We start from the raw sequence: 24939 nt of genomic DNA on the forward strand, positions 1-24939 counted from the left end.
CCCGATCTCGAGGTGCCACTTCCCCCGATCTCGAGGTGCCACTTCCCCCGATCTCGCGGAAGGGGCGGGGGTGGGTGGTGGGGGTCAGACCTCGGGGTGGCTGGCGGCACGCAGCTGGCTCTCGCGCCACTGCGCCAGGAGCGCCGAGGGGCCGCCGTCCAGAGAGGTGCCGTTGTGGCCAGGCATGTCGAGGGGCTCATCAGGGTCCAGGCCGCGGGCCGCCAGCCCCTCCAGGGCGTCGGGCACGAACTCCCGCCCCGCCGCCACGACCAGTCGCAGGTCGCGCAGGGCCCCCAGCCCTTGACGCGGGTCCCCGGCGACGGCGATGAGGTCGGCAGCGAAGTCCTCGGCCAGCACCCCCGTCACGCCGGCGCAGCCGATGGCCGCCGCCGCCCGGGAGGTCGCGGCGAGCAGCACCTCGGTGCGCGGCAGCCCGACCCACTCCATGGCCTCCAGCCCGCCGACGTAACCGCGCTGGGGCACTCCGGGGATGCCCGAGTCCCGACCGGCCACGATGCGCACCCCGTGCTCCCACAGCAGCCTGGCCGGCGGGGCGAAGGAGTCGTCGCGCATGAGCATGCGGGGGGTGTCCGGCGTGATCGTGCAGTCGACGTAGACCCCCGTCTCGGCCATGAGCGCCCCCAGCCGCGGGTCCCACACCGAGCGTCCCGCCTCGGAGATGAAGGAGGCGTGGGCGAGGTAGTCCACCCCGGCTCGCACGGCCCGCTCGATACCCGTCACGCCGTGGGCGTGGGCGGCGGTCCACTTGCCCAGGCGGTGTGCGTCGTCGACGAGGACGGTCAGCTCCTCGAGGCTGAACTGCGCGTTCCACGGGGTCGAGCCGCCGGTGGTGAAGCCTCCGGTGGCCATGGCCTTGATGGTGTCGACCCCCATCTTGTGGTGGGTGCGGACCTCGCGGCGGATGTCGTCAGGGCCGTCGACCTCGGCGTGGTGGTACCAGGCATGGCCGGCGGTCGTCGTGATCTGAGGACCGGAGGCCCGCACACGGGGCCCACGCAGGTCGCCGGACTCGATGGCGTCGCGCAGCGCGACGTCGACGTAGTGACGGGCGCCCAGGCTCTGGACGCTCGTGACGCCGACGCTCAGGAGGTGGCGGGCCGCACGGGCGGCGTTGAGGGTGAGGCGGGCGATCTCGTGGGGGCCGTATGCGGGGTACTCGACGTCGGCGTCAGAGCTTGCCAGGTGGGCGTGGGTCTCGATGAGACCGGGAAGGAGGGTGCAGCCGGGCAGGTCGACGCGGCGGACCTGGGAACCGCTCGATCCGACGGCGCCGGTCAGTGCGTCCAGTCGCGCGGTGAGGTCGGCGACGGTGCCGACCGCCACGATGCGTTGGCCCGCGGTGAGGACCGCCCCACCGCGACCGGCGGAACGGGCGGCCTCGATCTGGGCCGGGGAGGCTGAGGCAGGAGTCGGGACATCGCCGACGATCTCGAGTGAGCCGGGGGCGTCACCGCGTCGGCCGGTGAGCACCCGGTCGGCGGTGAGCAGGTGGAGGGACCGGCCGTCGAGCCGCTCACCGCCGTCGGTGGGCGGGGTGATCCAGCCGTCGAGCTCGCCGGGTGCGGGCGTGGTGGGCTCAGCGGGGTAGGCGTCGAAGGCGGGGAAGGCGTCCGGCAGGTGCGGGGTGGACGGGCGGGGCGATGGCATGGCGGGCTCTTACATGGTGATCGAGGTCCTGAGGACCGTGTCGGACAGGAGTCGGTCGGAACCGGTCCGGGGCAGAGTCTGGTCTCAGTGCGGTGTCGACGTCCAGCCTGAGTTCCTGCGTCGGACAACGTTGCGGAGCAGCCACGCCGCCTGGGGGCGGGTCGGTAGGCTGGAGGTCACGGTTGTCCGTGAGGATGGAGGCTGGGTATGAGTGACACGACGCCGGGGGCCACCGGCCCCCAGGACCCCGGCGCGAGCGCGGGTGAGGACACGGCCCCGGGCGCGAGCCCGGACCCTCACGAGGGCGTGGAGCCTGGCGCGATCGAGGGTCAGGGCGAGGACGCGGGTGGGGCGCGGGGGTGGTCTCGTCCGCGGCCGACCCCTGAGCAGCTGCGGGCTGACGCCACTGAGTTCCTGGAGCGGATTGACCGGCAGCGGGAGATCGTGCGGTTGCTGGGTCTGGGTCTGAGCCCGGAGCAGGCTGCCGAGCGCACCGGGGTCGAGCTGCGGGTGGCGCGCGGGGTCCGTCAGTGGCTCGAGCGCGGGGACGAGGTGCGTCCGGTCACGCCCGAGGAGCTGGGGTGGCGGCGGGCGGTGGGGCAGATCAGCACCGAGGAGATGATGGAGCGCCTGCGGACCTGGCCCTACACCTTCGGACGCATCCGGGGCTACGACTTCTGGGAACGCGGCTCCTGGGACGACGTCGACAGCCTGCACACCTGGTACTTCCTGAGCGACGAGGAGTACCACGAGCTGCGCGTCATCGCCGACTCCATGCCCCACCCACCCGACGACCCCATGCCCTGGGACAAGAAACACCAGCAGCAGCAGAAGCAGCAGCAGTCGTAAGAAGGTTAAGAAGATAAGTGGAGGGAGCAGCCCATGCCGTGCTGCGAGCTCTCCGAGGCAACGTTCCGGAGACACCGGAGCGCAAGGGTGAGGGCCGCCCACCAGACTGGCAGCGGCCCTCACCGAGACGCCCTCAGACCGAGCGCCTGAAGAAGAGCGTCAACGTACCGATCAGGATGCTGTCGGCGACGGCGAGGCCTCATCGACGACGAAAGTATGAACGCCCTCGACACCATACAACTCAGGATCCTTGTCAGATTCGTCAAGGTAGTAAGGATTCATCTCGAAACTGTACACACCATCTTCAGAGACGGTCAGCGAATAGCGGCAAAAAATTCGTCCAGTGCCGTCAGAATTCGTGAGACACTCGACAGCGCCGCCGTTGTCGGCTGTGACATGCCAGTAGTCGGCTCGCTCAGTTTGGGTGGCGTATCGGGTAATCGGACTCTCGAATCCGAGGCAGTACTGGTCGCCCGCGTCGCCGCTCCAGGTTCCGTCCGCGTTGAAGGTGATCGTCTTGTCCTTGCACTCAGGGCTCGTGCCCCGGAGAGTGACACCGGAGAGCTTGTCCTCGATCGAGGCGATCGTAGCCGCGCTGGCCGAGGCCGTCGCCTCGGCACGAGCGTCCTCCTCAAGCTCCTCGTTGTTCTCCGCCTCGGCCTTAGCGACGATGCTGTCGATCGCCGCCTGGTCCGCCGCCGAGTTGAGCTGAGCCTCGTACGTATCCCGGCTCGCCCTGCCAAGACCCTCCATGGACTCGACCGTGGCGTAGGCGTCAGCACGGGCCTCCTCGACGCTCTTGCCACCACAGGCAGACAACGTCAAAGCCGCCACCGCCACGAAAGACACACAGCCCGTCAGGGACATCTTCTTCATCAGAGGGCTCCTTCCGTCGCGCCAATACTATCAACACCCCCGACAACACACCACCCATCACCACATATAGGCACACCCACAAGACGTCACAGAACCCATACGCTTCAACACTCTTACGACCGACACGACGCCGCCCACCCTCTCGACACCACCACCCCGGGCGCCGCTCCCGTCCCAGAACGCAGCCGGCACTCCGTAGAAGAACTGAGGCATTCGAGTCAACCGGCTAGCAACGCCTCGTCGTCGGAGATCTCGCTCATCCGTATCGTCTCCTCGTCGACATGGCCATCCGGCCACGTGATCGTCATCGTCAACTCATCGTCCTCGTCGAGCGCCTCCTCCTCGTCCTGAGGCAGACCGTCGTCCTGCGCGAGATGAACGTCATCCTCGTCGGACGAGCCCGGCGCGGCGTCGAGCCATGCACTCGCATCGCCTCCGGACTCCACTGGGAGATCGGTCTCCACGCCCGATTCGCCCTGGTCATCGAGCCGAGCACGAGGCACCACGGGGCGCGGAGTGTATGAAAAGACGCCTGTCTGAGGAGCATCGAGCTTCCGTGAACGGAACGGGGCAACCCCGCGCAACAGGTACAAGCACTCACGTCCTGGCAGCCGCGCCACCTCATCAGGCAGGAGGAGCTCGCGGCCCGTCGATCGCCATGACCGTGACCACGAACCGCTCGTGCCTCTCTGTAGACTGCTGTCCTCTTGTGTGATCGTCTCCTTTCCGAGGCGCTTGGAGATAAACTCGGTCGTCGACGCCTCGTTGCCTCCAAGAAACAGCAATGAGTCACAGTTACCGACGATAGTCTCCCAGTCGTCACGATACAACGCCTTGCCCTGGGAGTAGTTCTGAAGGATGACTGCTGTCGAGATGCCTCGCGAACGCATGACTGCAATTTTTCGCTCGAAGGACGGCATCTTCCCGATGTTGGCGAACTCGTCCATGAAGCACTGAATCGGTACGGTGAGGCGCCCGCCGTTGTGGTCCGCCAGGTAGACGTTGCGCTCGAAGAACGTCTCATAGAAGATCGATGCGAGGAAACTGAACGCCTGGTGCGTGTCCGGCACCACCAGGAACAATGCGGTCGGACGCGCCCCCACCTGGTCCGCTGCGATCGAGTCAGAGGCCAGAATCCTGCGGACCTGTGCCATGTGCAGCGGGGCCATGCGCACACCCAGCGAGATGATGATGGACTTCTTCGTCTCGCCAGCGCCCTGCGTGTAGACATTGTACTGAGAGCAAGAGAACCGCAGCCCCTCCAGCATCGCGACCGCCTCCGCGTCGTATGCCTGGGGTTCGGCGTCGTAGTCGTCGATACATTCTTTCGTCGCTGCGAAGAGTGCGTCGATCTCGCTTGTGGCGTGCTCGTCCTCCTCTGACGCGCTCATCGCAGCGAGCATGTCGACGACGTCAAGAAGAGTCCCGTCCGCCCCCTTTGTGAAGTAGACGTAGCTGATGAGAGATGTGAGCAGCGCTCTCTCAGCCTTCTCCCAGAAGTCGCTTCCTGTTGACGGCTTCTGTCCTGTGGTGTTGGCGATGAAGTTCTCCGTCAGGATGGCGCAGTCGACCTCAGCCTGTCCGGGATTGAAGTAGGCCAGGGGGTTGAAGGTGTCGGATGCCGAGAAGTCGACGAGGTTGAGACAGCGGATCTCGTATCCTCGACGTACGAGCTCGGAACCCGTCGCAGAGAGTATCTCGCCCTTGGGGTCCGTCACAACGAATGACGTGTTAGCCTGATACAGGTTCGGCATGACGAAGTAGCGTGATTTTCCGGACCCCGATGAGCCGATAACGAGGACGTTAAGATTTCGTTGCGTGCGGCGTGAATCGAGGCTGAGCGACTCCGTCCGGGTGAACAGCAGGTCCTGGCGTCGATCACCGACAAAGGGCTTAATGTCCCGAGACCCGCCCCACCGTGCCGACCCCTGCTCCTCTCCAGGCCGAGTGGCCCGGCGTGAGCCGTAGTAGTACGCCCACGCCAGACCGAGAGCCGCCACCACCCCCAGGCCGGCGAGGACGTCGCCACTGCTCCAGGACAGGTGAACGGGATCGTGGACGATGTCATACCACCATCGAGTCATGATGTCGGACGGACTCAGTCCTGCCGCGGAATCCGCCCGCACTTGCCATGAGACCTTGTTCCCGACCCACCAGCACAGGGCGGCGAGAACGACCCCAATGAAGACTTTCGCTCTAGTCATTGGTATCATTCCTGTTCAGAGTGCGGACACGTTCAGGGGTGTTCAGCCGGCGAGACAGCCGACTTACTTGCGTGACCGGGTGGAGCTGATCGGCTCGCGCGTCGATGAGCTGCATAACATGCTCACGGGACAGTTGTAATCGCTCCTCCGCCAGCTGGTTCTGCGAATCACGAGCCGCCTCAGCAGCCATCTGCGCTGACAAGACGAGATCCCGGGCACGCTCCCCGACATCCGGTTTGATTCGTTCTGGAACAGGTTCGGGAGCCTCGGCCTCACGGGCCACCTCGACACGAAGGCGTTGGACAAGCGGCGTGGCCGCGCCGACGGCGATGATCATTCCTTCACCCAGCGGATACAACCAGGCAGGAAGCTGACGAACACCGAGGCGCGAAATCAATGCTGCTGCGTCACGGTCAGCATCGACGTCAATCAGCTCCACGTCGGCCAGGTCCTCGAACGGCTCGAGGGCGGCAGAGGTCTCATCCTGGCTCGTTCGGGTCAGCGCCATTACCCTAGCCACCATGACGCGCCATCCATTGAGCAGAATCGTCGCGGGCGATTCGGTGGGCCGTCGTCACGTACTCGATGGCCGCACCGTTCTCGGTATCCGTGTCTGAGGACCGTTCTAACGCTCCGAGAATGAGAAGTGGTTCTCCGACCTGGAAGGAGGTTTCAGCGACGAAGTCGGCAAGCTCACCGGTGACGCGTACGCTCTCCCTACGATGGGAGTCGTCATCGACCCGAAGGCTGAGCACATAGGTCATTCCCTCGGAGGTCGTACGACATAGTGGCTCCTCCACCAGCGTGCCTGCGAGAAAGACTTTCGTCGAGGCAAGTACTCGCTCATCCATTATCGTGCCACCGTCCTCGCAGGGCGGCTTCGCATAGGAGCGGCCGCCCGCTTTCCTGCCATCGCGCGCTGGCGCGATCTGATCCCGTCAAGTGTCTGACGCCTGCTCTTGACCTGCCGACCCGACCGCGTTTGACGGCGCCCGGCGCCAGGTTCCTGACGTCGTTGTCTCGATGGGCGCTGCGCCGTACGGCCATCAGGTTGATTGACTGACTTCTTCATCTCTCTCGAGATACGCGCCTGGACTTGCGCCAACCCATGTCGAACGGTGTTGATGTCCTTTCCGGAGAAGTGCACATAGCTGTGGCCGTCCGCACCTTTTTCGATCGAGAAGCTGACACCTCGTCGGCGCAGGTCGGCACGCAGGCTCCTCGCCATCTGAGGACTGATCGCGACGGACTTCAGATCCGGACCCACGTTGCGGCGCAGACGAGACAGGCTCATGGAACCGGTGTTCAGCTGCCTGGATACCGCCTGGGATAGGCCGTGACCTGCCATGCGCGTAATGTTGTACAAGGATCTGGCGGTCACATCGACCACCTTGCTGACGACTTTGACAGCGTCCTTCGTGATCTCGATGTAGACCTTGAGCGCCGCCTGTCCGCCCTCGTCTGCCAACATGGTGTCCTCCCTCGTCTTGTGTCCTCATCCGGGCACTGTCGTGCTCGTTCTCGTCGTTCTTGGCACCCGTGTCGTCGCGGCATATCGCCGTGTTTGGTTTATCGGGTGTGGTGGTGTGTGGGGTGTGGGTTGGTGCGGGGTCGTGGGTCCTGGGTCCTGGCGGCGGCCAGGGAGCGGATCTTGTCCAGGGTCTGGCGGGCTCCTGCTGGTGCGGGGGCGGCCGGGTCGGAGCGGGTGGGAGCCTGCTGGGTTCTGGCCCGCTCGTGCGCGTCGGGGACGTGGTGGCGGGTGCGGCCGTGGCGGTCGGTGTGCTCGACGGTGGGCGCGCGGCCCGCGCGACGGGACACGACGAGCAGGTCGACGCCGGCGAACTGGTCGATCTGGGTGGCCAGCTCGTGGGTGGCCCGGGCGTTGGTGACGGGCCGGGACACGGTGGTTCCGGTCCCGTCGGTGGTGAAGGTGCTGGTGACCGCCTCCGGTGGGGTGTAGCGGGCGGCGGGGTCGGCCTGGGTGCGGGCCTGCTCCCAGCGGGTGCGGGCCCCTTCCAGGCAGGTGGCCTGGTCGGTGTCAGCCACTACCACCGTCACCTGGGTGTACCGGGCGGCCTTGAGCTCGCGTACGAGGGTGGGGCCCTGGCCGGTGGTCGGGGTGGGCATCCACTGCAGGGTGCCCTCGATCTTGACGTCGAACCGCTCCTTGAGCAGGGCCTGGCGGACGGTGTCGGCGGTGGTGGTGGACATGGGGTGGACGAGGGTGGCCAGGGCCCCCCGGTTGACGGGCTGGCCGTCAGCCAGCACCCCGGGGGCGTGGTCGGCCAGGAGGGCCTGCCAGTGGGCGCGGGCCCGCCCCAGCAGGTGGGGGTCGACCTCCAGGCCCGTAACGGGGGTGCCCAGGAGGAGCTGCTTGACGTCGTCGGCGTCGACAGTGGTCATACCGGTCTCGTCGACGCCCAGGCGCTGGTGGCTGCTGGGGTCCAGCGCCTGGCGGGCGGTCTGCACGACACGGCTCTTGCCCGCTCCCGGGGGACCGGCCATGACCAGGGCCCGACCCGAACGCGACCCAGACTCCTGGGCCCGCTTCAGGTAGGCGGCCCTGACCGCCTCACCCAGGTCGTGCCACAAGGTCCCCTCTGCGGGCTTGCGGGGCAGGGTGTGGTCGGGGGCGAGGCGGTCGACGAGGGCCTGGACCTGGGCGGCAGTGCGCTCCAGGGCGCCAGGGTCGACGCCGGGGCCAGTACCCGGCTCACGACCGGGACCGGGGTGGGTGCGGGACTCCACGGGCTGCTCCCTCCACTTAACCTTCTACGACCTCGACGAGCTTCTACTGCTGCTGGTGCTTCTTCTCCCAGGGCATGGGGTCGTCGGGTGGGTGGGGCATGGAGTCGGCGATGACGCGCAGCTCGTGGTACTCCTCCCTGCTGAGAAAGTGATCGGAGTGCAGGCTGTCGACGTCGTCCCAGGAGCCGCGTTCCCAGAAGTCGTAGCCCCGGATGCGTCCGAAGGTGTAGGGCCAGGTCCGCAGGCGCTTCATCATCTCCTCGGTGCTGATCTGCCCCACCGCACGCCGCCACCCCAGCTCCTCGGGAGTCACCGGACGCACCTCCTCCCCGCGCTCAAGCCACTGACGGACCCCGCGCGCCACCCGCAGCTCGGCACCGGTGCGCTCGGCGGCCTGCTCCGGGCTCAAACCCAGACCCAGCAACCGCGCGATCTCCCGCTGCCGGTCAATCCGCTCCAGGTACCTGGCGGCCTTGTCCCGCAGCTGCTCAGGGGTCGGACGCGGACGAGACCACCCCCGCCCCCCACCCGCGCCCGGGGACGTGCCCCCACTCGGGCTTGTGTCAGGGTCCTGAGGGCTGGCGCCCCCCGGCGTCGTGTCACTCATATACGCCTCCATCCTCAAGGGTCATTATTGGGACAATAATACCGGTCATTACTGTTCGATCAAGACTCTATGATGATGTTTGTCAAAGTCCCCGGGCAACGGCTGCCGCCGCGTGGAGCCATGCGACTCGGGTCGGGGCCGCAAGCTTGTCCGAGCGGAGCCACTGCTCCCGCATCGCGGCGTCGTAGGGAATCGTCACGACCTCCCGGGCCGTCGCGGTAAATCCGTCCGCAAGCGACTGAGCCCGCGCCTCCTCCTTGTCCGCCTGGGACACCACGACGACAGCGTTGCGAACGAGCGCCGCGCTTCGCTCATCACGGGCGGCCAATCCTTCAAGAAGCAGACGTCCGGCCTCGGCATGATCAGCACGGGTTGTCGTGGCGATGACGATCTGGTCCGCATGGGACACGATGCGCAACCACAGCTCGTCCCCCTCGTCGTTTCCGGTATCCCAGATGATCATGCGGTAGTACCGGGTGAGCACCTGTTGAACACCATCAAGCTGGGCGGGCGTCAACTTCTGCTCAGTCGACAGCAGAAGTGGGTTGGAACGCAGCACGTCGAACTGATCGACCGTCTGGTGATGGGTGAAGGCAGCCACGTCGCCGTTACGAGCGGCCGGGTCCATGAGCCGATCGATCTCAGGCACCAGGTCCAAAATCGTGGCATTGTGCGGACCTTGCTCCGTTCTCCACCCCAGCGTCCCACGCGTCACATTACCATCCGCAGCGACGACTGAGCCCGATCCCAGACGGGCGAAATATCCGGCCAGGAGAATCGACGTCGGAGTCTTTCCTGCGCCTCCTTTACCATTGAGGACCGCGATGGTCCGAGGACCCGGCCAGTGCTGAGCAACCGCCCGCTCGTCGATCCACTGCTGACGCTCGGCATCCGTTGCCCCGACCCGCAGACCGAGCCGAGCAGCATGAGCCCGCCAGCCCGTCGGCCGAGGACCACTGGCCGAGTTTGAGGCCAGGAACGATGGCGGGACGATGGACACAGGGTCTGCGGGACCGGAGGACCTTGATGCCGCTGGCGCCTGATACTCAGGAGGCTGCGCAGACGCGAACCTTTCCTGAGGCTCACCTTGATAGGGTTCGAAGGAGGGCGGGGCCCCGAATCCTGCACCCGAATGCATTGGGTCGCTCACCTCCCGCGCGCCGGCCGCACGGGCCGGTATCGGGCGCCCTTCCGCCACGGCGGGCGGGACGAGCCGGCCGCTATCGGGACCTGACGTGTCCGGTCCCTCTGGCGCGACCGAGACCGTACCGTCCGGGCTGACGAGGAGCTCGCTTCGACCCGACGCGTCAATCGCAGCCACCCTGACGGGTCGCCCCTCCTGCCGCGCTCGATACATGACCCGGCCGATGAGCAGTCCCCGCAGCTCCCTCTCGGAGGCACCGAAGACCGGGGTCTCTCCCGACTCATCGACATAAGTGCCGGACCCGTCCTGCCCGATCATCACCGTGATCATCGAATGCCCTCGCTGTCCCTCAGCTCCGGGTACGCCTGCTCGATCGCTGCGAGCACCAGCGCGGTCACGGTCGTGTCCTGCTCCGCAGCAAGGATCCGCAGGCCACGAAACATCTCCACGGTCATGTTGATCTGGGCGCGGTGAATCTCCGCTCGACCGCTTCCTGACGCCACTGTCATACGCACCTTCCTAATCTTTCAGTCAGCAGATACTTCCCGCACTCGCCTCGAGCGCGACCGGAGCGATCACCACATGACCCGCAGGTCCGGTGCCGCCCGGACCCGCCGGCGCGAGTCTCGACACACGATCTCATGGGGGCGGCACCTCTCCGTCGTCGCTGCGACCGCCGGACGGCAGCCTCCTACTCGCCCACTTCATGAACGGAAGTATTCCGGCCAGGCCGGCGAGCACCGCCACCAACCACCAGCCCCCACCGAAGAACATGTCGGCCACCGTTGTCACGACGACGAACGCGAGGAGGTAGATCAGCGCGGCTCGAAGAACCGAGGCGGCAGCTCCCTTCCCGGTAGCCATGACGGCCAGCCCGCCCGTCACCTTCTTGACCCGCTCAGGCATACCCTTCTCGCCTCACTGTCCGACGAGAGCCTTGGCGAGCCGCCCGCTGGCGAGAACGAGCATGATGAGCATGATCGGGTACAAGAGGAAGTTGGGGTACTGGCTCACGATCCACGAGCTGAGGGACTGATCGTCAGCAATACCCTCAATGGCGCCGATAGAGGAGTCGACGAGAGTGGCGTACATATTCGTCGCCAGCATCAGCGTCGCCCCGTGGAGCGCAACCGCCGCGTATCGCTGAAGGTAGCTGATCCCCATCCCCTTCGTGTCCGGGTGGCCCAGAAACGCAACGGGCAGTGAGGCGAATGCCGTGAGCATGTACATCTCCGCGAATCGGAGGATCACCATGACCTGAACGACCAGCTTTGCCGCGAGTGCGATAAGGAACGGGATGATGAGCAGCATGAGCATGCCGGCTTGATCGACTCCGTCAGCACCGGAAATCTCATCGCTGACTCCTTCCGGAAGCGAAGGCGCAGGGTCATCGACCTTGCTAATCCCCCCTATGATGCTAGTCGCTACCTCGTTGATCGCCTGCAGAATGAGCATCGACTTCTGCGCTGCGATAACGAGCAACGCCGACTTGAACATCGTGCCGGCAATGATCTTGACGCCCATCTGCTGATCACCCTCGATATGAGTCGCGTTGCGGGCGAGCTCGAGGACCAGCACGATCGCGATGATAACCGAAGCCACCGGCTTGACGGCGGTGTCATGAAGACTATTCACAGCATCAAAAGCGGTCTGGTTGTATCCCTGCAGGCTTTTAGACAGATTATCCAGGCCCGCGGTGTCGAACTTCGTGAGCGCTGCGAGCATGTCCTTGATAATGTCTTCCATTATGGGGTGACCTCCGATGTCGCTGTACCGGTGGCAGTCGGTGTCGCCGTCGACGTCACGCTCGGCGTTGCGGTGGGCTGGACAACGGCCGACTGGTCACGGGTCGCCACCACGCCGAGAGCCAGGAGGGTGAGGACCTCGACCACCACGAGGACGAGGACGAGCCCCAGGGGTGCCGGTCGCCGCAACCAACCAGAGACAGTCGACCGGGGGCCCCGGCGAGTCTCGCGGGGCGCATGTGCCATGAGCTCGCCGTGCTGCGTGGGGATGTCTGGCGACCGCTCCGTTGACACCGCGGTCCCTGCGGCCAACCACGCGTTGACGCCACCGTCCGCGAGAGGGGCCGCCGCGCCGGTCAACGGGCTAGCGGTGCCTGCTGACCACGGCGAGCCGCCCTGTTCGGGGTGAGCCGCCGCGTCTCCAAAGCCCGTCGGCCTCGCAACCGGCCTCACCGGGATCTGCATCGTCCCCGCGGCGGATGATGACGCTGCCTCATGAGGCGACATCGAGCGCGCTGGATAGCCGACCGGACCCGGATGACTGGGGCCGCTCGACGACGCCGGAGCGTCAGAGTGCTGCGGCGCTACCGACGGCGGCAGCCCCGGCTCGAGCGGCTCAGGCCACGTTCGCGCTCTGGGGGCACTCTCCTGTGTCTGAGGCGCCTCAAGCCCCTGCGGCGTCTCCGGCTCCTCGAACCCGGTCTGAGAGTCAGTTCCCTGTGTCCCTGAGCCGATGCCGGTCGCGTTCGGAGCGGCCGCCTGCCCGCTCGCCGGCTCATCCCGCTTCTTGCGCGAGCGAGACATCGACGGCAGTCGCAGACCGTTTCGGCGCTGCTCGGGCTCCGGGTCAGGCGCCGGCGGCGGCGCCACCGCCGTCAGGTCCTCCTCCCCTAGTGCTGCCACTGCCCAGTCGGACAGCGCCCGGTACGTCGCTGGGTGGTCGACGATCTCGTCAAGCAGGTCCGCGTCCCGATGCGCCGCGTCGGCGGCAATCGTCCACAGCTGCTGGGCGTTCAAGTCCTTCGCGAGCCTCATCATGCCGGCTCTCCTTCCTCAACCCTCGACGTCACGGCCGACACCTGCCACGCGCCCTCAGGGGACTGCTCGAGCGTGATCCACAGCTGGGTGGTGCGCGTCTGTCCTCGCCAGCCGTCCTCCGCCTCAGCGTGCGTCGTCACGGTGCGCATCCTGTAGGCAGTCGTCGTGTCCGGGACCGGGTCGTCGATGGTCCGATCGATCTCGTCGACGACGTCATACGCCTCGTGCTCCTGCATCGCCGTCCATTCACCGTCCGGCCGCTCAAGCTCGGCGCCCTCTGTCACGGCGAGCGACGGGACGCACCACTGAGAGGCGCGAGCCTGAGCGTCGGTTGAGCTCGTGTCGGTGCGTGCGTCCCTGACGACCGCGGTCACGGCGAACGCGTCAGCAACGGCGTCCGGATCAGACACATCAACATCCTCGGGGTTGATGCGGACAGGCTGTGTCGGCGTCGGGCTGGCTGAGGCGCTGGTCTCCGACGAAGCCGTCACCGAAGGTGCCGATGACACCGACGATGAAGGTGCCGATGACACCGAAGATCCGCTCTCGTCCTTGTTCCCGCTCGCGCACGCGGACAAGGCCGCAACAAGCAGAAGGGGGACAACAGGCCGGGCGTACTTCATGTTTTCTCCTCAGTTACTTGATGCGGACATACCATGGGCCGCCACGCATGCTGTACACCTTCGTCTCGCGGACGTCGAGTCCCGTACGCGGAGCCTCGATGATCATGCCGTTGCCCGCCCACAGGGCCACGTGACCGGGCCAGCACACGAGGTCCCCCGGCTGCGCCTCGGACTGCGACACGCGAGTGCCGGCGGCGCACTGATCCTCAGCCAATCGCGGCAGCTGGACTCCGGCTGCGGCATAAGAGGTCATGACCAGTCCTGAGCAGTCGTATCCGGAGTCGCTGGTTCCTCCCCACACGTACGGGATTCCGATCTTCGAACGAGCAGTGGCCAACACGATCTCCGCCCTGCTCCCTGACGGCGGCTCGAGCATGGCTGCAGATGCCGACGCGGTGATCTTCGAAACGTAGTTCATCGTCTCTGTGTACGGCGGAATACCTCCGTATCGCAGTACCGCCCCCGGACCCGCGTTGTATGCCGCCAGGGTCAGTTCCAACGGATCACCCGAGACCGACCCGGAGTCGATGTATCCCTGGATCTGGCTGGCCAGCGAGCACATGTAGTTCCCCTGGCTCCAAATGGCGTCAACCGGGTTGAAGACGTCAGCCTTGCCGTCGCCGTCGCCGTCCTTGCCGGAGGTCGCCCACGTCCCGGGCATGAACTGAGCGATCCCCTGGGCACCCACCGGACTCGTCGCGTTGGGGTTCCAGCTGGACTCCGCACCTACCTGCGCGGCGATGACCTGCGGGGTCACCAGCGGACAGATCGATCCGGCACGAGTCACCACCTCTCTATACTCCTCCGGAACCACCACGGAGGTCAGGGTCCGCTGCTTATCCTCCTCGTTTCCCGCGAGCCACGACGGAATGAAGCTCGCGATGATCGCAAGCACGAGGGCGACGATCGCGCAGATCGCCAGGATCACAAGAAGGACGGTGGCCACCTTGACGGCCAGGACCGCGACGATCTTTCCCAGGACTCTACTGGCTACACGAACAGCGACGTTCGCCATCCGGGCTACTACCCCAACTGGTTTGGTCAGACCGGTCGTGACTGCCTTGGCGGCCGCCTTCTGGGCTCCCTTGCTCGTACCGAACCTCACCTTTCGAACGCGTCCGGTCAGGCCCACCTTCACGTTGCGCTGTCCGACGCCGACAGAGGCCCTGATCGAACGCTCGACCTCGAGACCCGCCCGATTCCCGATATTCCGGGCACCGACTCGGACGGTCTTCATCGGCATCGACGCGATCGACTTGGCGGCCTTGCCCGCGACAGCGGCCTCTGCGCGGGCAACCGTCTTTCCGCTGGCGGCCGCCATCGTGTCTCCGGCTGCGAGATCGCCATGAAATGCGGACCCGGCGGCCACGCCCGCCATCGTGGCCTTCCCCCCGACCTTCAGCCCGGCATGCGCCACCTTGCCCGTCACGTGCACCGCCGCGCCGGTTACCTTCCCGGTTGCCTTGACGGCGGTGCCGGTCACGTGGACCGCGGAGCGCACCGTAGCGCCTGCGTGCTGCAGCGTCTGCTCCGTCCTCGTCTTGACGACCACGTGGCTGAATTTGTCACCCGTCAGTGAAGCGGCGTCATTGTTGCGGAACTGCAAGGTCGGCGTTGCCATGGTCAGGCCGCCTCTCCGAACTTGGTGGTGTAGAGCCGGTACAGCCGGGTGTCCGTCGGAATCCTCGAGTCGAACGGGACCATCGCCGGACCCATCTTGAGCAGGCCGCAACCGGGGGGCACGTTCTGAAAGTATCCACGGTGCTTGTCGGACCAGTGGAAGAGCGACTGGAGTGTGGCGGCGTCTGTCGCCGTCTGGTTGAGGAGAACGAGGATGTCGGAGTTGGCCAGCATGAGGCGAGCGCGCTCGCTCATGAGAAGCTCCTCGATGTTCTGGGTCAACCCTGTCGGCAGCAGGCCGTACTTACGCGCACGCTTGTAGATCATCTGGCAGTACGCACCCGCGTAGTCGTTGGCGAAGAGCAGGTGAAACTCGTCGAGGTAGAGCCAGGTGCGCCTCCCCTTAGCCCTGTTGGCCTGGACCTGGGCCCAGATCTGCTCGAGGACCACGAGCATTCCGAAGGTCTTCATGTCCGACCCAAGCTTCGCGATGTCATAGATCATCACACGGTTGGACGTGTCGACATTCGTCTGCTGGGAGAATCCGTCGAAAGATCCTGCGGCGTACAGCTCAAGCGCCGTCGCCAGCCCCTGGGCCTCCTCCTCGGGCTGCTGTCTCAGCTCCTCGAAGAGAGTGCCCAGAGTAGGCGACTGAGCGCGGCGGTTCTGGAGGTACCGCCCATAGATCCTGGTCACGCATCGATCGATGATCGAGCGCTGCGGCGCGGTGAGTCCGTTCACCCCGCCAATGAGCACCTCGCACAGGGACAGGATGAACTCAGCCTTCAGCTTGACAGGGCTGCCGTCGTCGGCACTGGCGTCCCGATCCATGTGCAGAGGGTTGATGCAAGCGCTCGACCCTGCACTGATCTCCACCACGGTCGCCCCCACCGCCGCTCCGAGCGCAGCGTACTCACGCTCCGGGTCCACGATGATGATGTCATCGTCCGGCCGCCCGAGGAAGGTCTGCATGATCTCCCCCTTCCCGAACTGGCTCTTGCCCGAACCGGTCGTGCCCAGAATGAAGGAGTTCCCGTTCATCGTGGTGGTACGGGAGCCGACAACGAGATTCTTGCTGATCGCGTTGACGCCATAGTAGGTGCCACCCGGCTGAAGCAGCTCCTGGGTCGTGAAGGGAACCATGATCGCCACGGTGGCGGTCGTCAGGGTCCGGAAGATCGGAATTCGACTCACCCCCAGGGGCAGGACGGCGTTAAGACCGTCCTCCTGCATCCACTTCAACGTCTCGAACGAGCAGGAGAGCTTACGGCCCGCCGTACGGACCTGCTCAACAGCCTCCGCCAGGTCCTCCTTAGTCCTGCCGGCCACGCCGACGACGATGGTCGTACTGAACAGCTTCTCATTGCTGGACTCGAGCTGCTCTCGCAGATCCATCGCCTCCTGCCTCGAGGCCACCAGTTCGTGCGGGATCGACTCCTCGCCATTCCCCTGCTTGCGAGCCTTACGCAGTTCATTGGATCGCTGCATGTCCATCTCGGCGATCTGCCGCTTGACAAGATCGAGGCCCTCGGCGTGGTCCAGGGGGCGGAAATGAATGGAGACCGCCAGCTCGCTGTTGATCTCCGAGAGCTCCTTCATAAGCCTGTCCGACAGCCACGACGGCAGCTCTCTTAGACATAGGACCTGGTAGTATGAGTCCTTCTCGTTGGTCAGCGTGATCGAGTCGGCGCTGGCCGAGAAGTCGATCGCCCACGGCGCCACGAAGTCCTTGGTGGTCAAGGTCGTGCCCACGAGGTCCTCATAGGTGAACCGGAAGGGCTCGCCCGGCCTCAGGATCTCGTGCAGCACCCGCACGCGCTCCTCACCGGTTACGCGGTCGACACGACAGCCTCCGACCGCGCGCAGCTGGGCTGTCGCCTCCGTCGCCACACGGCCGAGCGTGCTCGTCGCGTGGTCGAAGTCGTCAGCCTCAATCGTGATCGTCAGATACTTGTCGGTCACGGTGTTGTTGCGCCCGCTCGCGAGGCGAGCATTGATGAGGTCGTTGTACTCCCACCTGTATTCGTCCAACCCGTCCCCGCGGGGCGTGAACGCGACGGCACGCGACAGCGTCTCCTTGTCGAGCCGCCTATTCATGACGGTCAGCTGGATGCTCTGGCCGGCGTCGAATGAGTTGATGAACTGAGCGTACGACTCGACGAGGGCCTGCTGCTCGTCCTCTGGAGCCAGTTGGTAGTCGACATCAGTGAGCTTGAGCGTGACGGAGTAGTGCCCGTCCCCGAGCACACATATCCCAGTATCGGTGAGCGCCTCGTACTGGATGGTTGCCTGTGCGGTGTTGCGCTTGCGTTTCGGTACGTCCGCCTCAGTTCGGCGACGCTGGGATCGACGCCCGCGCTTATCTGTCGAGTTCGAGCCTTCGGACGTTCGCTCGTTTTGGTGCTTTTTGGTTGCGAATAGCATGAGTCGACCTTTCGATCTCGAGTTCAGGGGAAAGCAGGGGGGTCATGCCATAAACTCGGCGTTGAGGCTCCCATTTATATAGCCAGAAGTAACGAGCATACTTCTCAAAGGGCAGTCCTTTGGGGCGGACCCAACCCATGGCGATGAACGGCATCGTCAACAGCGCAGCCAGCCACGAACCAAGATCGGACTGTCCAGCCCACAAGCACGCGGCGTATGTGCTCCCGACGACTGCGAGCCCGACGGCCGCGCAGGCCATCTGTCGCCACGACATGCCCATCATGACCTTCGACTGATAGGCGGTGATCTCCCGATAGACTTTGATCTCGAGAGCCATTGCTGTCTCAAAGGGCGATGTTATTGAACAACTGCGCTGCGGCGATGATCAAACCGCCGCCAACCGCCTGCCACACGCCTGACTGAATCTGCGGACCCTGATGGTCGCGCAGCCCACCGGCCAGGGTGATGACTCCCCAGACCGTCCACAGCCCACCACCGATGGTGGCGAACTGGACGAAGAGCTGGAGTGCCGTGGTGAGGATGTTCATGTCGTGCTCCTGATCCCTTGGTCACGTGCGGTGCCGCGCCGCACTGCCCTCAGGTAGGGACGCGGTGGGGCGCCGCTGGCGCAGCAACCATATCGTTACCTTGGGACAGGATTCGACCTGACTAGTCGTGTACACGTGTACCTGGCTGACGCCGCGTGTCGTCTCCAGACGTCGTTGTCGCGGTGCTAACCTTCACCTGCAGGGGCCGCTTTTCGGCGGTATCACGCGGATGTCCCGGCCACATCGCCGGACGCCGCGGTCGGGCCGCCCACGCCCCTCCCGTCTCCGTCAGGTTGCTTGGCGGGTACCTGTCCCCACTCGGACGGGGACCGGTACCCAAGGTCGCGGTGGTTCCGTGTCACGGCGAGGTGGCTCAATGCCGGGCGTGCTGGCAGCCAGGTGGACTCAGCTCGGCAGCAGGACGCGTCACGGCGATCTCACCTGCCGTCTCCGTGATGGACGCCTCCCGGCGGGGGTGGACCTTCATCATCCCGCCCAGGTCTTCGGGACGTGTGGCGTGGGGCGGCGTTGCGGAGCAGCCACGCCGCCTGGGGGCGGGTCGGTAGGCTGGAGGTCACGGTTGTCCGTGAGGATGGAGGCTGGGTATGAGTGACACCACACCAGAGTCCACCGGGCCCCAAGTCCCGGGCCCCCAGGACCCGGGCACCCCCCTGCGTGAGGGCACGGACCCGAACGCGGGTCAGAACAAGGACGCCGACCCGGGTGGGGGGCGGGTGTGGTCTCGTCCGCGGCCGACTCCTGAGCAGCTGCGGGCTGACGCCACCGAGTTCCTGAAGCTGATTGACGAGGACCGGGAGATCGCGCGGTTGCTGGGTCTGGGTCTGAGCCCGGAGCAGGCGGCCGAGCGCACCGGGGTCGAGGTCCGCACCGCACGTAGTATCCGTCAGCGGCTTGAGCGCGGGGAGGAGGTGCGTCCGGTCACGCCCAAGGAGCTGGGGTGGCGGCGGGCGGTGGGGCAGATCAGCACCGAGGAGATGATGGAGCGCCTGCGGACCTGGCCCTACACCTTCGGACGCATCCGGGGCTACGACTTCTGGGAACGCGGCTCCTGGGACGACGTCGACAGCCTGCACACCTGGTACTTCCTGAGCGACGAGGAGTACCACGAGCTGCGCGTCATCGCCGACTCCATGCCCCACCCACCCGACGACCCCATGCCCTGGGAGAAGAAGCACCAGCAGCAGTAGAAGCAGCACAAGCCACGACGAGACGGAACGGAGGACCCACATGAGTGACACGACACCACAGGACACCAGCCCCCAGAACCCCGGCGCGAGCACGGACCCAGCGGAGAGCACGAACCCGCATGACGACGCCGACCCGGGTGGGGGGCGGGTGTGGTCTCGTCCGCGGCCGACTCCTGAGCAGCTGCGGGACAAGGCCGCCAGGTACCTGAAGCTGATTGACGAGGACCGGGAGATCGCGCGGTTGCTGGGTCTGGGTCTGAGCCCGCAGCAGGCTGCCGAGCGCACCGGTGCCGAGCTGCGGGTGGCGCGCGGGGTCCGTCAGTGGCTTGAGCGCGGGGAGGAGGTGCGTCCGGTCACGCCCAAGGAGCTGGGGTGGCGGCGGGCGGTGGGGCAGATCAGCACCGAGGAGATGATGGAGCGCCTGCGGACCTGGCCCTACACCTTCGGACGCATCCGGGGCTACGACTTCTGGGAACGCGGCTCCTGGGACGACGTCGACAGCCTGTACTCCGACCGCTTCATCACCGACGAGGAGTACGACGAGCTGCGCGTCGTCGCCGACTCCATGCCCCACCCACCCGACGACCCCATGCCCTGGGAGAAGAAACACCAGCAGCAGCAGCAGTAGAAGCAGCACAAGCCACGACGAGACGGAGCGGAGGACCCACATGAGTGACACGACACCACAGGACACCAGCCCCCAGAACCCCGGCGCGAGCACGGACCCAGCGAAGAGCACGAACCCGCATGACGACGCCGACCCGGGTGGGGGGCGGGTGTGGTCTCGTCCGCGGCCGACCCCTGAGCAGCTGCGGGACAAGGCCGCCAGGTACCTGAAGCTGATTGACGAGGACCGGGAGATCGCGCGGTTGCTGGGTCTGGGTCTGAGCCCGCAGCAGGCGGCCGAGCGCACCGGTGCCGAGGTCCGCACCGCCCGGACCATCGCGCAGGATCTTGCTGCTGGTGAGGAGGTGCGTCCGGTGACTCCCGAGGAGCTGGGGTGGCGGCGTGCGGTGGGGCAGATCAGCACCGAGGAGATGATGAAGCGCCTGCGGACCTGGCCCTACACCTTCGGACGCATCCGGGGCTACGACTTCTGGGAACGCGGCTCCTGGGACGACGTCGACAGCCTGCACTCCGATCACTTTCTCAGCAGGGAGGAGTACCACGAGCTGCGCGTCATCGCCGACTCCATGCCCCACCCACCCGACGACCCCATGCCCTGGGAGAAGAAGCACCAGCAGCAGTAGAAGCTCGTCGAGGTCGTAGAAGGTTAAGTGGAGGGAGCAGCCCGTGGAGTCCCGCACCCACCCCGGTCCCGGTCGTGAGCCGGGTACTGGCCCCGGCGTCGACCCTGGCGCCCTGGAGCGCACTGCCGCCCAGGTCCAGGCCCTCGTCGACCGCCTCGCCCCCGACCACACCCTGCCCCGCAAGCCCGCAGAGGGGACCTTGTGGCACGACCTGGGTGAGGCGGTCAGGGCCGCCTACCTGAAGCGGGCCCAGGAGTCTGGGTCGCGTTCGGGTCGGGCCCTGGTCATGGCCGGTCCCCCGGGAGCGGGCAAGAGCCGTGTCGTGCAGACCGCCCGCCAGGCGCTGGACCCCAGCAGCCACCAGCGCCTGGGCGTCGACGAGACCGGTATGACCACTGTCGACGCCGACGACGTCAAGCAGCTCCTCCTGGGCACCCCCGTTACGGGCCTGGAGGTCGACCCCCACCTGCTGGGGCGGGCCCGCGCCCACTGGCAGGCCCTCCTGGCCGACCACGCCCCCGGGGTGCTGGCTGACGGCCAGCCCGTCAACCGGGGGGCCCTGGCCACCCTCGTCCACCCCATGTCCACCACCACCGCCGACACCGTCCGCCAGGCCCTGCTCAAGGAGCGGTTCGACGTCAAGATCGAGGGCACCCTGCAGTGGATGCCCACCCCGACCACCGGCCAGGGCCCCACCCTCGTACGCGAGCTCAAGGCCGCCCGGTACACCCAGGTGACGGTGGTAGTGGCTGACACCGACCAGGCCACCTGCCTGGAAGGGGCCCGCACCCGCTGGGAGCAGGCCCGCACCCAGGCCGACCCCGCCGCCCGCTACACCCCACCGGAGGCGGTCACCAGCACCTTCACCACCGACGGGACCGGAACCACCGTGTCCCGGCCCGTCACCAACGCCCGGGCCACCCACGAGCTGGCCACCCAGATCGACCAGTTCGCCGGCGTCGACCTGCTCGTCGTGTCCCGTCGCGCGGGCCGCGCGCCCACCGTCGAGCACACCGACCGCCACGGCCGCACCCGCCACCACGTCCCCGACGCGCACGAGCGGGCCAGAACCCAGCAGGCTCCCACCCGCTCCGACCCGGCCGCCCCCGCACCAGCAGGAGCCCGCCAGACCCTGGACAAGATCCGCTCCCTGGCCGCCGCCAGGACCCAGGACCCACGACCCCGCACCAACCCACACCCCACACACCACCACACCCGATAAACCAACGCATCCAGTGCTCCAACCGGATGCCATTCCATTTCGAGGTCCACGTCAACGGACGCGCCGTCGACCCCGCGCCCTTTGTGAGGGATCGGGGCATCGAGCTCGGTGGGGGGATCACCTGAGCAGCTGGCAGGCCCGGGCGGCCGTCCCGACCTCGCCCGCAGCCGCAGCCGCGGTCTCAGCCTCAGCTGCAGCCGCAGTCTCCACGGACAGCAACGGGGATCGGGCGCTCAACGGTCCTGAGGTGCCCGTCAGCGAGGCTCGTGACCAGCCGTTGAGCGGCGCACACCACGGCGACGCGCCGCGCCGTTGGAGGTGGCGCCTCCCCGAGCAACAGGCTTTCTCGGCTTAGCATCCCGATATGGCCACCCTGACCCTGACGCATCAGCAGGACCTGGAGCTGCGGTTCAAGGCCGCCTCGACCAGGGACCTCCTCTCCAACGGCCTGCGCCTTGTGCGCGACCGGCGGCTGTCGGAGGCCAACAAAGACTCGGTCATGATGACCCTGTCCGCTGGAGTGAGTCGGCTCTACGACCTCGCCCTGGGCCTGCGTGACCTCGACCGGCACGGGCACTGGACCGCGCCCCAGCCGCCCGGGCCCCAGATGCGCGACCTGGCCACGACTCACAACAGGGTCTTCGGGTTCCTCGCTGAGCAGCCTGGCGCCGACCTCACCGTCGACCGGTGGCTCAACCGAGTGGCCGCCGACCCCGTCCTGCCGCCTCTGCTGGCGGCGCTGTCGGTGTACTCCGGCTCCACGGTGCCTGCGTCGCTGGGCCCGGTAGCCTGGGACGCCGTCATGGACGCGGTACACAGGGACCCTGGCGTCTCCAGCCGGTTGGAGCGCGCCATGGAGCTGGACACCGACGAGCTGTGGGCCGCCTACCGCAAGGCCTGGGACGAGCGCCTCGCCCAGGCGGTGGAGACGATCTGGTTCGCGCTCGCCGTGTGCGGAAGGCGGGGCCTGCTCGGCGAGGCCGGCACGAGCTTCGGCCGCGAGATCGTCACCCGCGAGCCCGTCCTGCGCGTCGCGGCCTGAGTGCAGGCGCCAGTCGGCCTTGGCGCAGGGCTGACCCGCCCGCCCCCGCGGCGCCTCGGGCCTTGGGGCCTCAGCCATCCGCACCGATGGCCTCCCTACCGACATGGAGGTCTCATTGACGCATCTTTGTATGCTGTCCTGGCTGCGCCCGTCCCACACGCAGGAGAACCGATGAATACTTCCGGTCGTTTTAGACGCGACAGGGACGAGGAAGGCCAGATCGGCTCGCTCCTTGTCGCCGTCGGGATCACAAGTCTCATCCTGTGGTCGACCTTCGGGGAGGCGTTGTCGGCGGCTGCCCGAGGAGACTCCTTCACCGGTGCGCTCAACCCGGGCTATGTGGGGTTGAGCGCTGTGGTGATCCTGGGGTGGGCGCTGTGGCTGCGTTCGAGAATGAGGATCTCACAGGCGCAGATCAAGGACCTCCGGGAGGGCGGTAGAACTTCGTACCCCGGGCTCGACAGCCTCATGGCAGACGCCGAGGAATATCTCCGCGGCCTGCCCTCATTGGGACCACACGGCCAGGGGGTGCACTCCACCTTCGGCTACGCCCGCTCCGTGTACGAGGAGCATCGACGACGGCGCCACGACCTGGCCGGTGCCGCCGAGCGCGGGGAGATGAGCGCCCGTGAGTTCCGGGCCAGGTGCAAGACGCTCTCCGCAGAGGACCTCAGTACGGTCCAGCACGTCGCCGAGCGAGTCGAGGTGGCGGCCGAGCTGTGGGGCGTTGAGGGCCAAGACGCCGACGACGAGGTGTCGATGGATCTGTGGCGCAACGAGTACGGGCCTGTTCTTGAGGAGTGCGCCCAGCTGGAGGTGCTCGCTGCCCGCGCCGCCGCCCGGGGGGTGGCTGTCTCCGTCGGTGAGCTCATGTCGGTGACGCGAAGCAGGGTCGCGGCCTCGGTGACCGGTGCGACAGGCAGACCCGGAGCGGTCGAGGAGGTGTTGACCGTTCTCGACGACCTGTCCGACACCCTGCATGACGCCGCTCTGGAGATCGTGGAGCAGACCGTGAGGTCCTCTCACAGTGGTACGACGCTCGCCCGCCTTCTCGCACAGGTGCCTGAGGCCGCCAACCCCTACGACCGCTATGAAGGCGTCATGGTCGATCTGCCCGGGTTCGGAGCCGAGGACGCCACCAGCGACGGCCGGACGTTGTACGACGACACGTGCGCGGTCCGGGTGACCGCCACCCAGGGCCTTCCACGCGAGTACCTCGGACTGTTGCCACGCCGTCACGCGAGAGTCGTCCACGCAGAGGACCCCACCGCCGAGCCGTGGGGACCCCACTCCTCGATCCACCGCCTCGTCGCTGTCCTCGACGCCCTTCCACAGCCGGTCACCGGCTGAGCGCAGGCACCCTCACTGTCCTTCCGGCTGCGCCTGCCGGACCATCAGCGGCGCTCTCTGCCTCATTGGCGCGCCGGGTCGCCTTCGTCGCAGATCCGGACACGCCGGGTCGCCCCGAGCTGGGCACGCCCGCCGCGCCAGGGCGCTCAGGGGTCCGAACGCCGGCCAGGTGTCCAAATCTGCGGCAAAACGCCGACGCCCTCGCCGACCGCCGCGCAAGATCCTTGGAATGACGCGGACACGACACGACCGCACCCGACTGTCGACCACTTTTGCAACAGATTTGGACACCACCGGCCTCCGGCGGGTCCGGGGCGGGAAGGGCTCCGGTCCGCGCAGGCTCGGCCGACCGGTCGACGCGACACGTCAGGAGACCTGAGGCACGACATCGGGAACGTGTGGAACGCCAGCCTGGGGCGGCGCCGGGTTCGCGCCAGCGACACGACGCAGGGTCGCGGCGTCGGTGACTGGTGCGACGGGCAGGACCCAGGGCAGTCGAGGACGTGTTGGCCGTTCTCGACGACCTGTCGGACGACCTCCATGACACCGCTGTCGAGATCGTGACGCAGCCCGTGAGGTCCTCTCGTGGTGGTACGACACTCGTCCGCCTGCTCGCGCGGGGGCCTGGAGGCCGCCGGCCCCTACGACCGCCATGAAAGCGTCATGGTCGACCTGCCCGGGTTCGGAGCCGAGGACGCCTCCAGCGACAGCCGGACGTTGTACGACGACACGCAACTCCTGGGGCCGCCGCCTCGTCACGGTCCTCGAGCCCT

The 24939-nt window shown here is 66.7% G+C and carries 25 protein-coding genes; 7 read left to right on the forward strand and 18 right to left on the reverse strand.

Annotation, left to right across the window (positions count from 1 at the left end; all coding sequences use genetic code 11):
- Positions 1-84: 84 nt before the first annotated feature.
- A complete protein-coding gene (locus tag EL245_RS07805) occupies positions 85-1668 on the reverse strand; it encodes an amidohydrolase family protein (RefSeq protein ID WP_126382627.1) in 1584 nt (527 codons plus the stop codon).
- Between the two features lie 207 nt (positions 1669-1875).
- Here EL245_RS07805 and EL245_RS07810 point away from each other — a divergent pair, with 207 nt between their 5' ends.
- Positions 1876-2517, forward strand: a complete 642-nt coding sequence (locus tag EL245_RS07810; RefSeq protein ID WP_126382628.1) for a hypothetical protein — start codon at positions 1876-1878, stop codon at positions 2515-2517.
- A gap of 171 nt (positions 2518-2688) precedes the next feature.
- Here EL245_RS07810 and EL245_RS07815 read toward each other — a convergent pair whose 3' ends face one another.
- The 17 genes from EL245_RS07815 to EL245_RS07895 form a co-directional block, all read right to left on the reverse strand.
- Positions 2689-3393 carry a hypothetical protein gene (locus EL245_RS07815; protein WP_126382629.1) on the reverse strand — a complete coding sequence of 235 codons (705 nt, stop codon included), beginning with the start codon at positions 3391-3393 and terminating at the stop codon, positions 2689-2691.
- 218 nt (positions 3394-3611) lie between these two features.
- Positions 3612-5597, reverse strand: a complete 1986-nt coding sequence (locus EL245_RS07820) for a VirD4-like conjugal transfer protein, CD1115 family (RefSeq protein WP_126382630.1) — start codon at positions 5595-5597, stop codon at positions 3612-3614.
- Positions 5590-6105 carry a hypothetical protein gene (locus EL245_RS07825; RefSeq protein WP_126382631.1) on the reverse strand — a complete coding sequence of 172 codons (516 nt, stop codon included), beginning with the start codon at positions 6103-6105 and terminating at the stop codon, positions 5590-5592. The genes EL245_RS07820 and EL245_RS07825 overlap by 8 nt, the downstream gene beginning before the upstream one ends.
- Positions 6106-6109: 4 nt before the next feature.
- On the reverse strand, positions 6110-6448 hold the full coding sequence (locus EL245_RS07830; protein ID WP_126382632.1) for a hypothetical protein: 339 nt from the start codon (positions 6446-6448) through the stop codon (positions 6110-6112).
- Entirely contained in the window at positions 6448-7068 is a 621-nt protein-coding gene (locus EL245_RS07835) for a DUF3801 domain-containing protein (protein ID WP_126382633.1), read from the reverse strand. The genes EL245_RS07830 and EL245_RS07835 overlap by 1 nt, the downstream gene beginning before the upstream one ends.
- Before the next feature lie 98 nt (positions 7069-7166).
- The gene (locus EL245_RS07840; protein ID WP_126382634.1) at positions 7167-8345 is read right to left on the reverse strand and encodes a DEAD/DEAH box helicase family protein; all 1179 of its coding nucleotides are present in this window, start codon (positions 8343-8345) and stop codon (positions 7167-7169) included.
- Between the two features lie 43 nt (positions 8346-8388).
- On the reverse strand, positions 8389-8952 hold the full coding sequence (locus tag EL245_RS07845; protein WP_126382635.1) for a hypothetical protein: 564 nt from the start codon (positions 8950-8952) through the stop codon (positions 8389-8391).
- Between the two features lie 82 nt (positions 8953-9034).
- The gene (locus EL245_RS13680) at positions 9035-10426 is read right to left on the reverse strand and encodes a MinD/ParA family ATP-binding protein (protein WP_331852804.1); all 1392 of its coding nucleotides are present in this window, start codon (positions 10424-10426) and stop codon (positions 9035-9037) included.
- Positions 10423-10605, reverse strand: a complete 183-nt coding sequence (locus EL245_RS07855) for a hypothetical protein (protein WP_126382637.1) — start codon at positions 10603-10605, stop codon at positions 10423-10425. Before EL245_RS07855 ends, EL245_RS13680 begins: the two co-directional genes overlap by 4 nt.
- Positions 10606-10735: 130 nt before the next feature.
- A complete protein-coding gene (locus EL245_RS07860; protein WP_126382638.1) occupies positions 10736-11002 on the reverse strand; it encodes a hypothetical protein in 267 nt (88 codons plus the stop codon).
- Between the two features lie 12 nt (positions 11003-11014).
- On the reverse strand, positions 11015-11842 hold the full coding sequence (locus tag EL245_RS07865) for a type IV secretion system protein (protein WP_126382639.1): 828 nt from the start codon (positions 11840-11842) through the stop codon (positions 11015-11017).
- Positions 11842-12879, reverse strand: a complete 1038-nt coding sequence (locus EL245_RS07870; RefSeq protein WP_126382640.1) for a hypothetical protein — start codon at positions 12877-12879, stop codon at positions 11842-11844. The genes EL245_RS07865 and EL245_RS07870 overlap by 1 nt, the downstream gene beginning before the upstream one ends.
- Positions 12876-13502: a hypothetical protein gene (locus EL245_RS07875; RefSeq protein ID WP_126382641.1), complete on the reverse strand. Its 627-nt coding sequence runs from the start codon at positions 13500-13502 to the stop codon at positions 12876-12878. The genes EL245_RS07870 and EL245_RS07875 overlap by 4 nt, the downstream gene beginning before the upstream one ends.
- Positions 13503-13515: 13 nt before the next feature.
- Positions 13516-15123 carry a C40 family peptidase gene (locus EL245_RS07880; RefSeq protein WP_126382642.1) on the reverse strand — a complete coding sequence of 536 codons (1608 nt, stop codon included), beginning with the start codon at positions 15121-15123 and terminating at the stop codon, positions 13516-13518.
- 2 nt (positions 15124-15125) lie between these two features.
- Complete coding sequence (locus tag EL245_RS07885; protein ID WP_126382643.1) at positions 15126-17546, reverse strand: VirB4-like conjugal transfer ATPase, CD1110 family; 2421 nt, start codon at positions 17544-17546, stop codon at positions 15126-15128.
- Positions 17482-17883, reverse strand: coding sequence for a PrgI family protein (locus EL245_RS07890; protein ID WP_126382644.1), 402 nt, complete (start codon positions 17881-17883; stop codon positions 17482-17484). Before EL245_RS07890 ends, EL245_RS07885 begins: the two co-directional genes overlap by 65 nt.
- 7 nt (positions 17884-17890) lie before the next feature.
- The gene (locus EL245_RS07895; protein WP_126382645.1) at positions 17891-18094 is read right to left on the reverse strand and encodes a hypothetical protein; all 204 of its coding nucleotides are present in this window, start codon (positions 18092-18094) and stop codon (positions 17891-17893) included.
- A 605-nt stretch (positions 18095-18699) separates the two neighbouring features.
- On the opposite strand from EL245_RS07895, the gene EL245_RS07900 reads away from it, so the two are divergent.
- The 6 genes from EL245_RS07900 (at position 18700) to EL245_RS07925 (ending at position 24166) form a co-directional block, all read left to right on the forward strand.
- The gene (locus EL245_RS07900; RefSeq protein WP_126382646.1) at positions 18700-19302 is read left to right on the forward strand and encodes a helix-turn-helix transcriptional regulator; all 603 of its coding nucleotides are present in this window, start codon (positions 18700-18702) and stop codon (positions 19300-19302) included.
- Between the two features lie 40 nt (positions 19303-19342).
- Entirely contained in the window at positions 19343-19930 is a 588-nt protein-coding gene (locus EL245_RS07905) for a hypothetical protein (protein WP_126382647.1), read from the forward strand.
- A gap of 40 nt (positions 19931-19970) precedes the next feature.
- Positions 19971-20552, forward strand: a complete 582-nt coding sequence (locus tag EL245_RS07910) for a hypothetical protein (protein ID WP_126382648.1) — start codon at positions 19971-19973, stop codon at positions 20550-20552.
- 43 nt (positions 20553-20595) lie between these two features.
- Positions 20596-21774: a DEAD/DEAH box helicase family protein gene (locus EL245_RS07915; protein ID WP_126382634.1), complete on the forward strand. Its 1179-nt coding sequence runs from the start codon at positions 20596-20598 to the stop codon at positions 21772-21774.
- 364 nt (positions 21775-22138) lie between these two features.
- A complete protein-coding gene (locus tag EL245_RS07920) occupies positions 22139-22816 on the forward strand; it encodes a hypothetical protein (RefSeq protein ID WP_126382649.1) in 678 nt (225 codons plus the stop codon).
- A 171-nt stretch (positions 22817-22987) separates the two neighbouring features.
- Positions 22988-24166 (forward strand): hypothetical protein, encoded by a 1179-nt coding sequence (locus tag EL245_RS07925; RefSeq protein WP_126382650.1) that lies wholly within the window; start codon positions 22988-22990, stop codon positions 24164-24166.
- Positions 24167-24939 lie beyond the last annotated feature (773 nt).

Source organism: Actinomyces howellii, assembly GCF_900637165.1.
Classification (GTDB): domain Bacteria; phylum Actinomycetota; class Actinomycetes; order Actinomycetales; family Actinomycetaceae; genus Actinomyces; species Actinomyces howellii.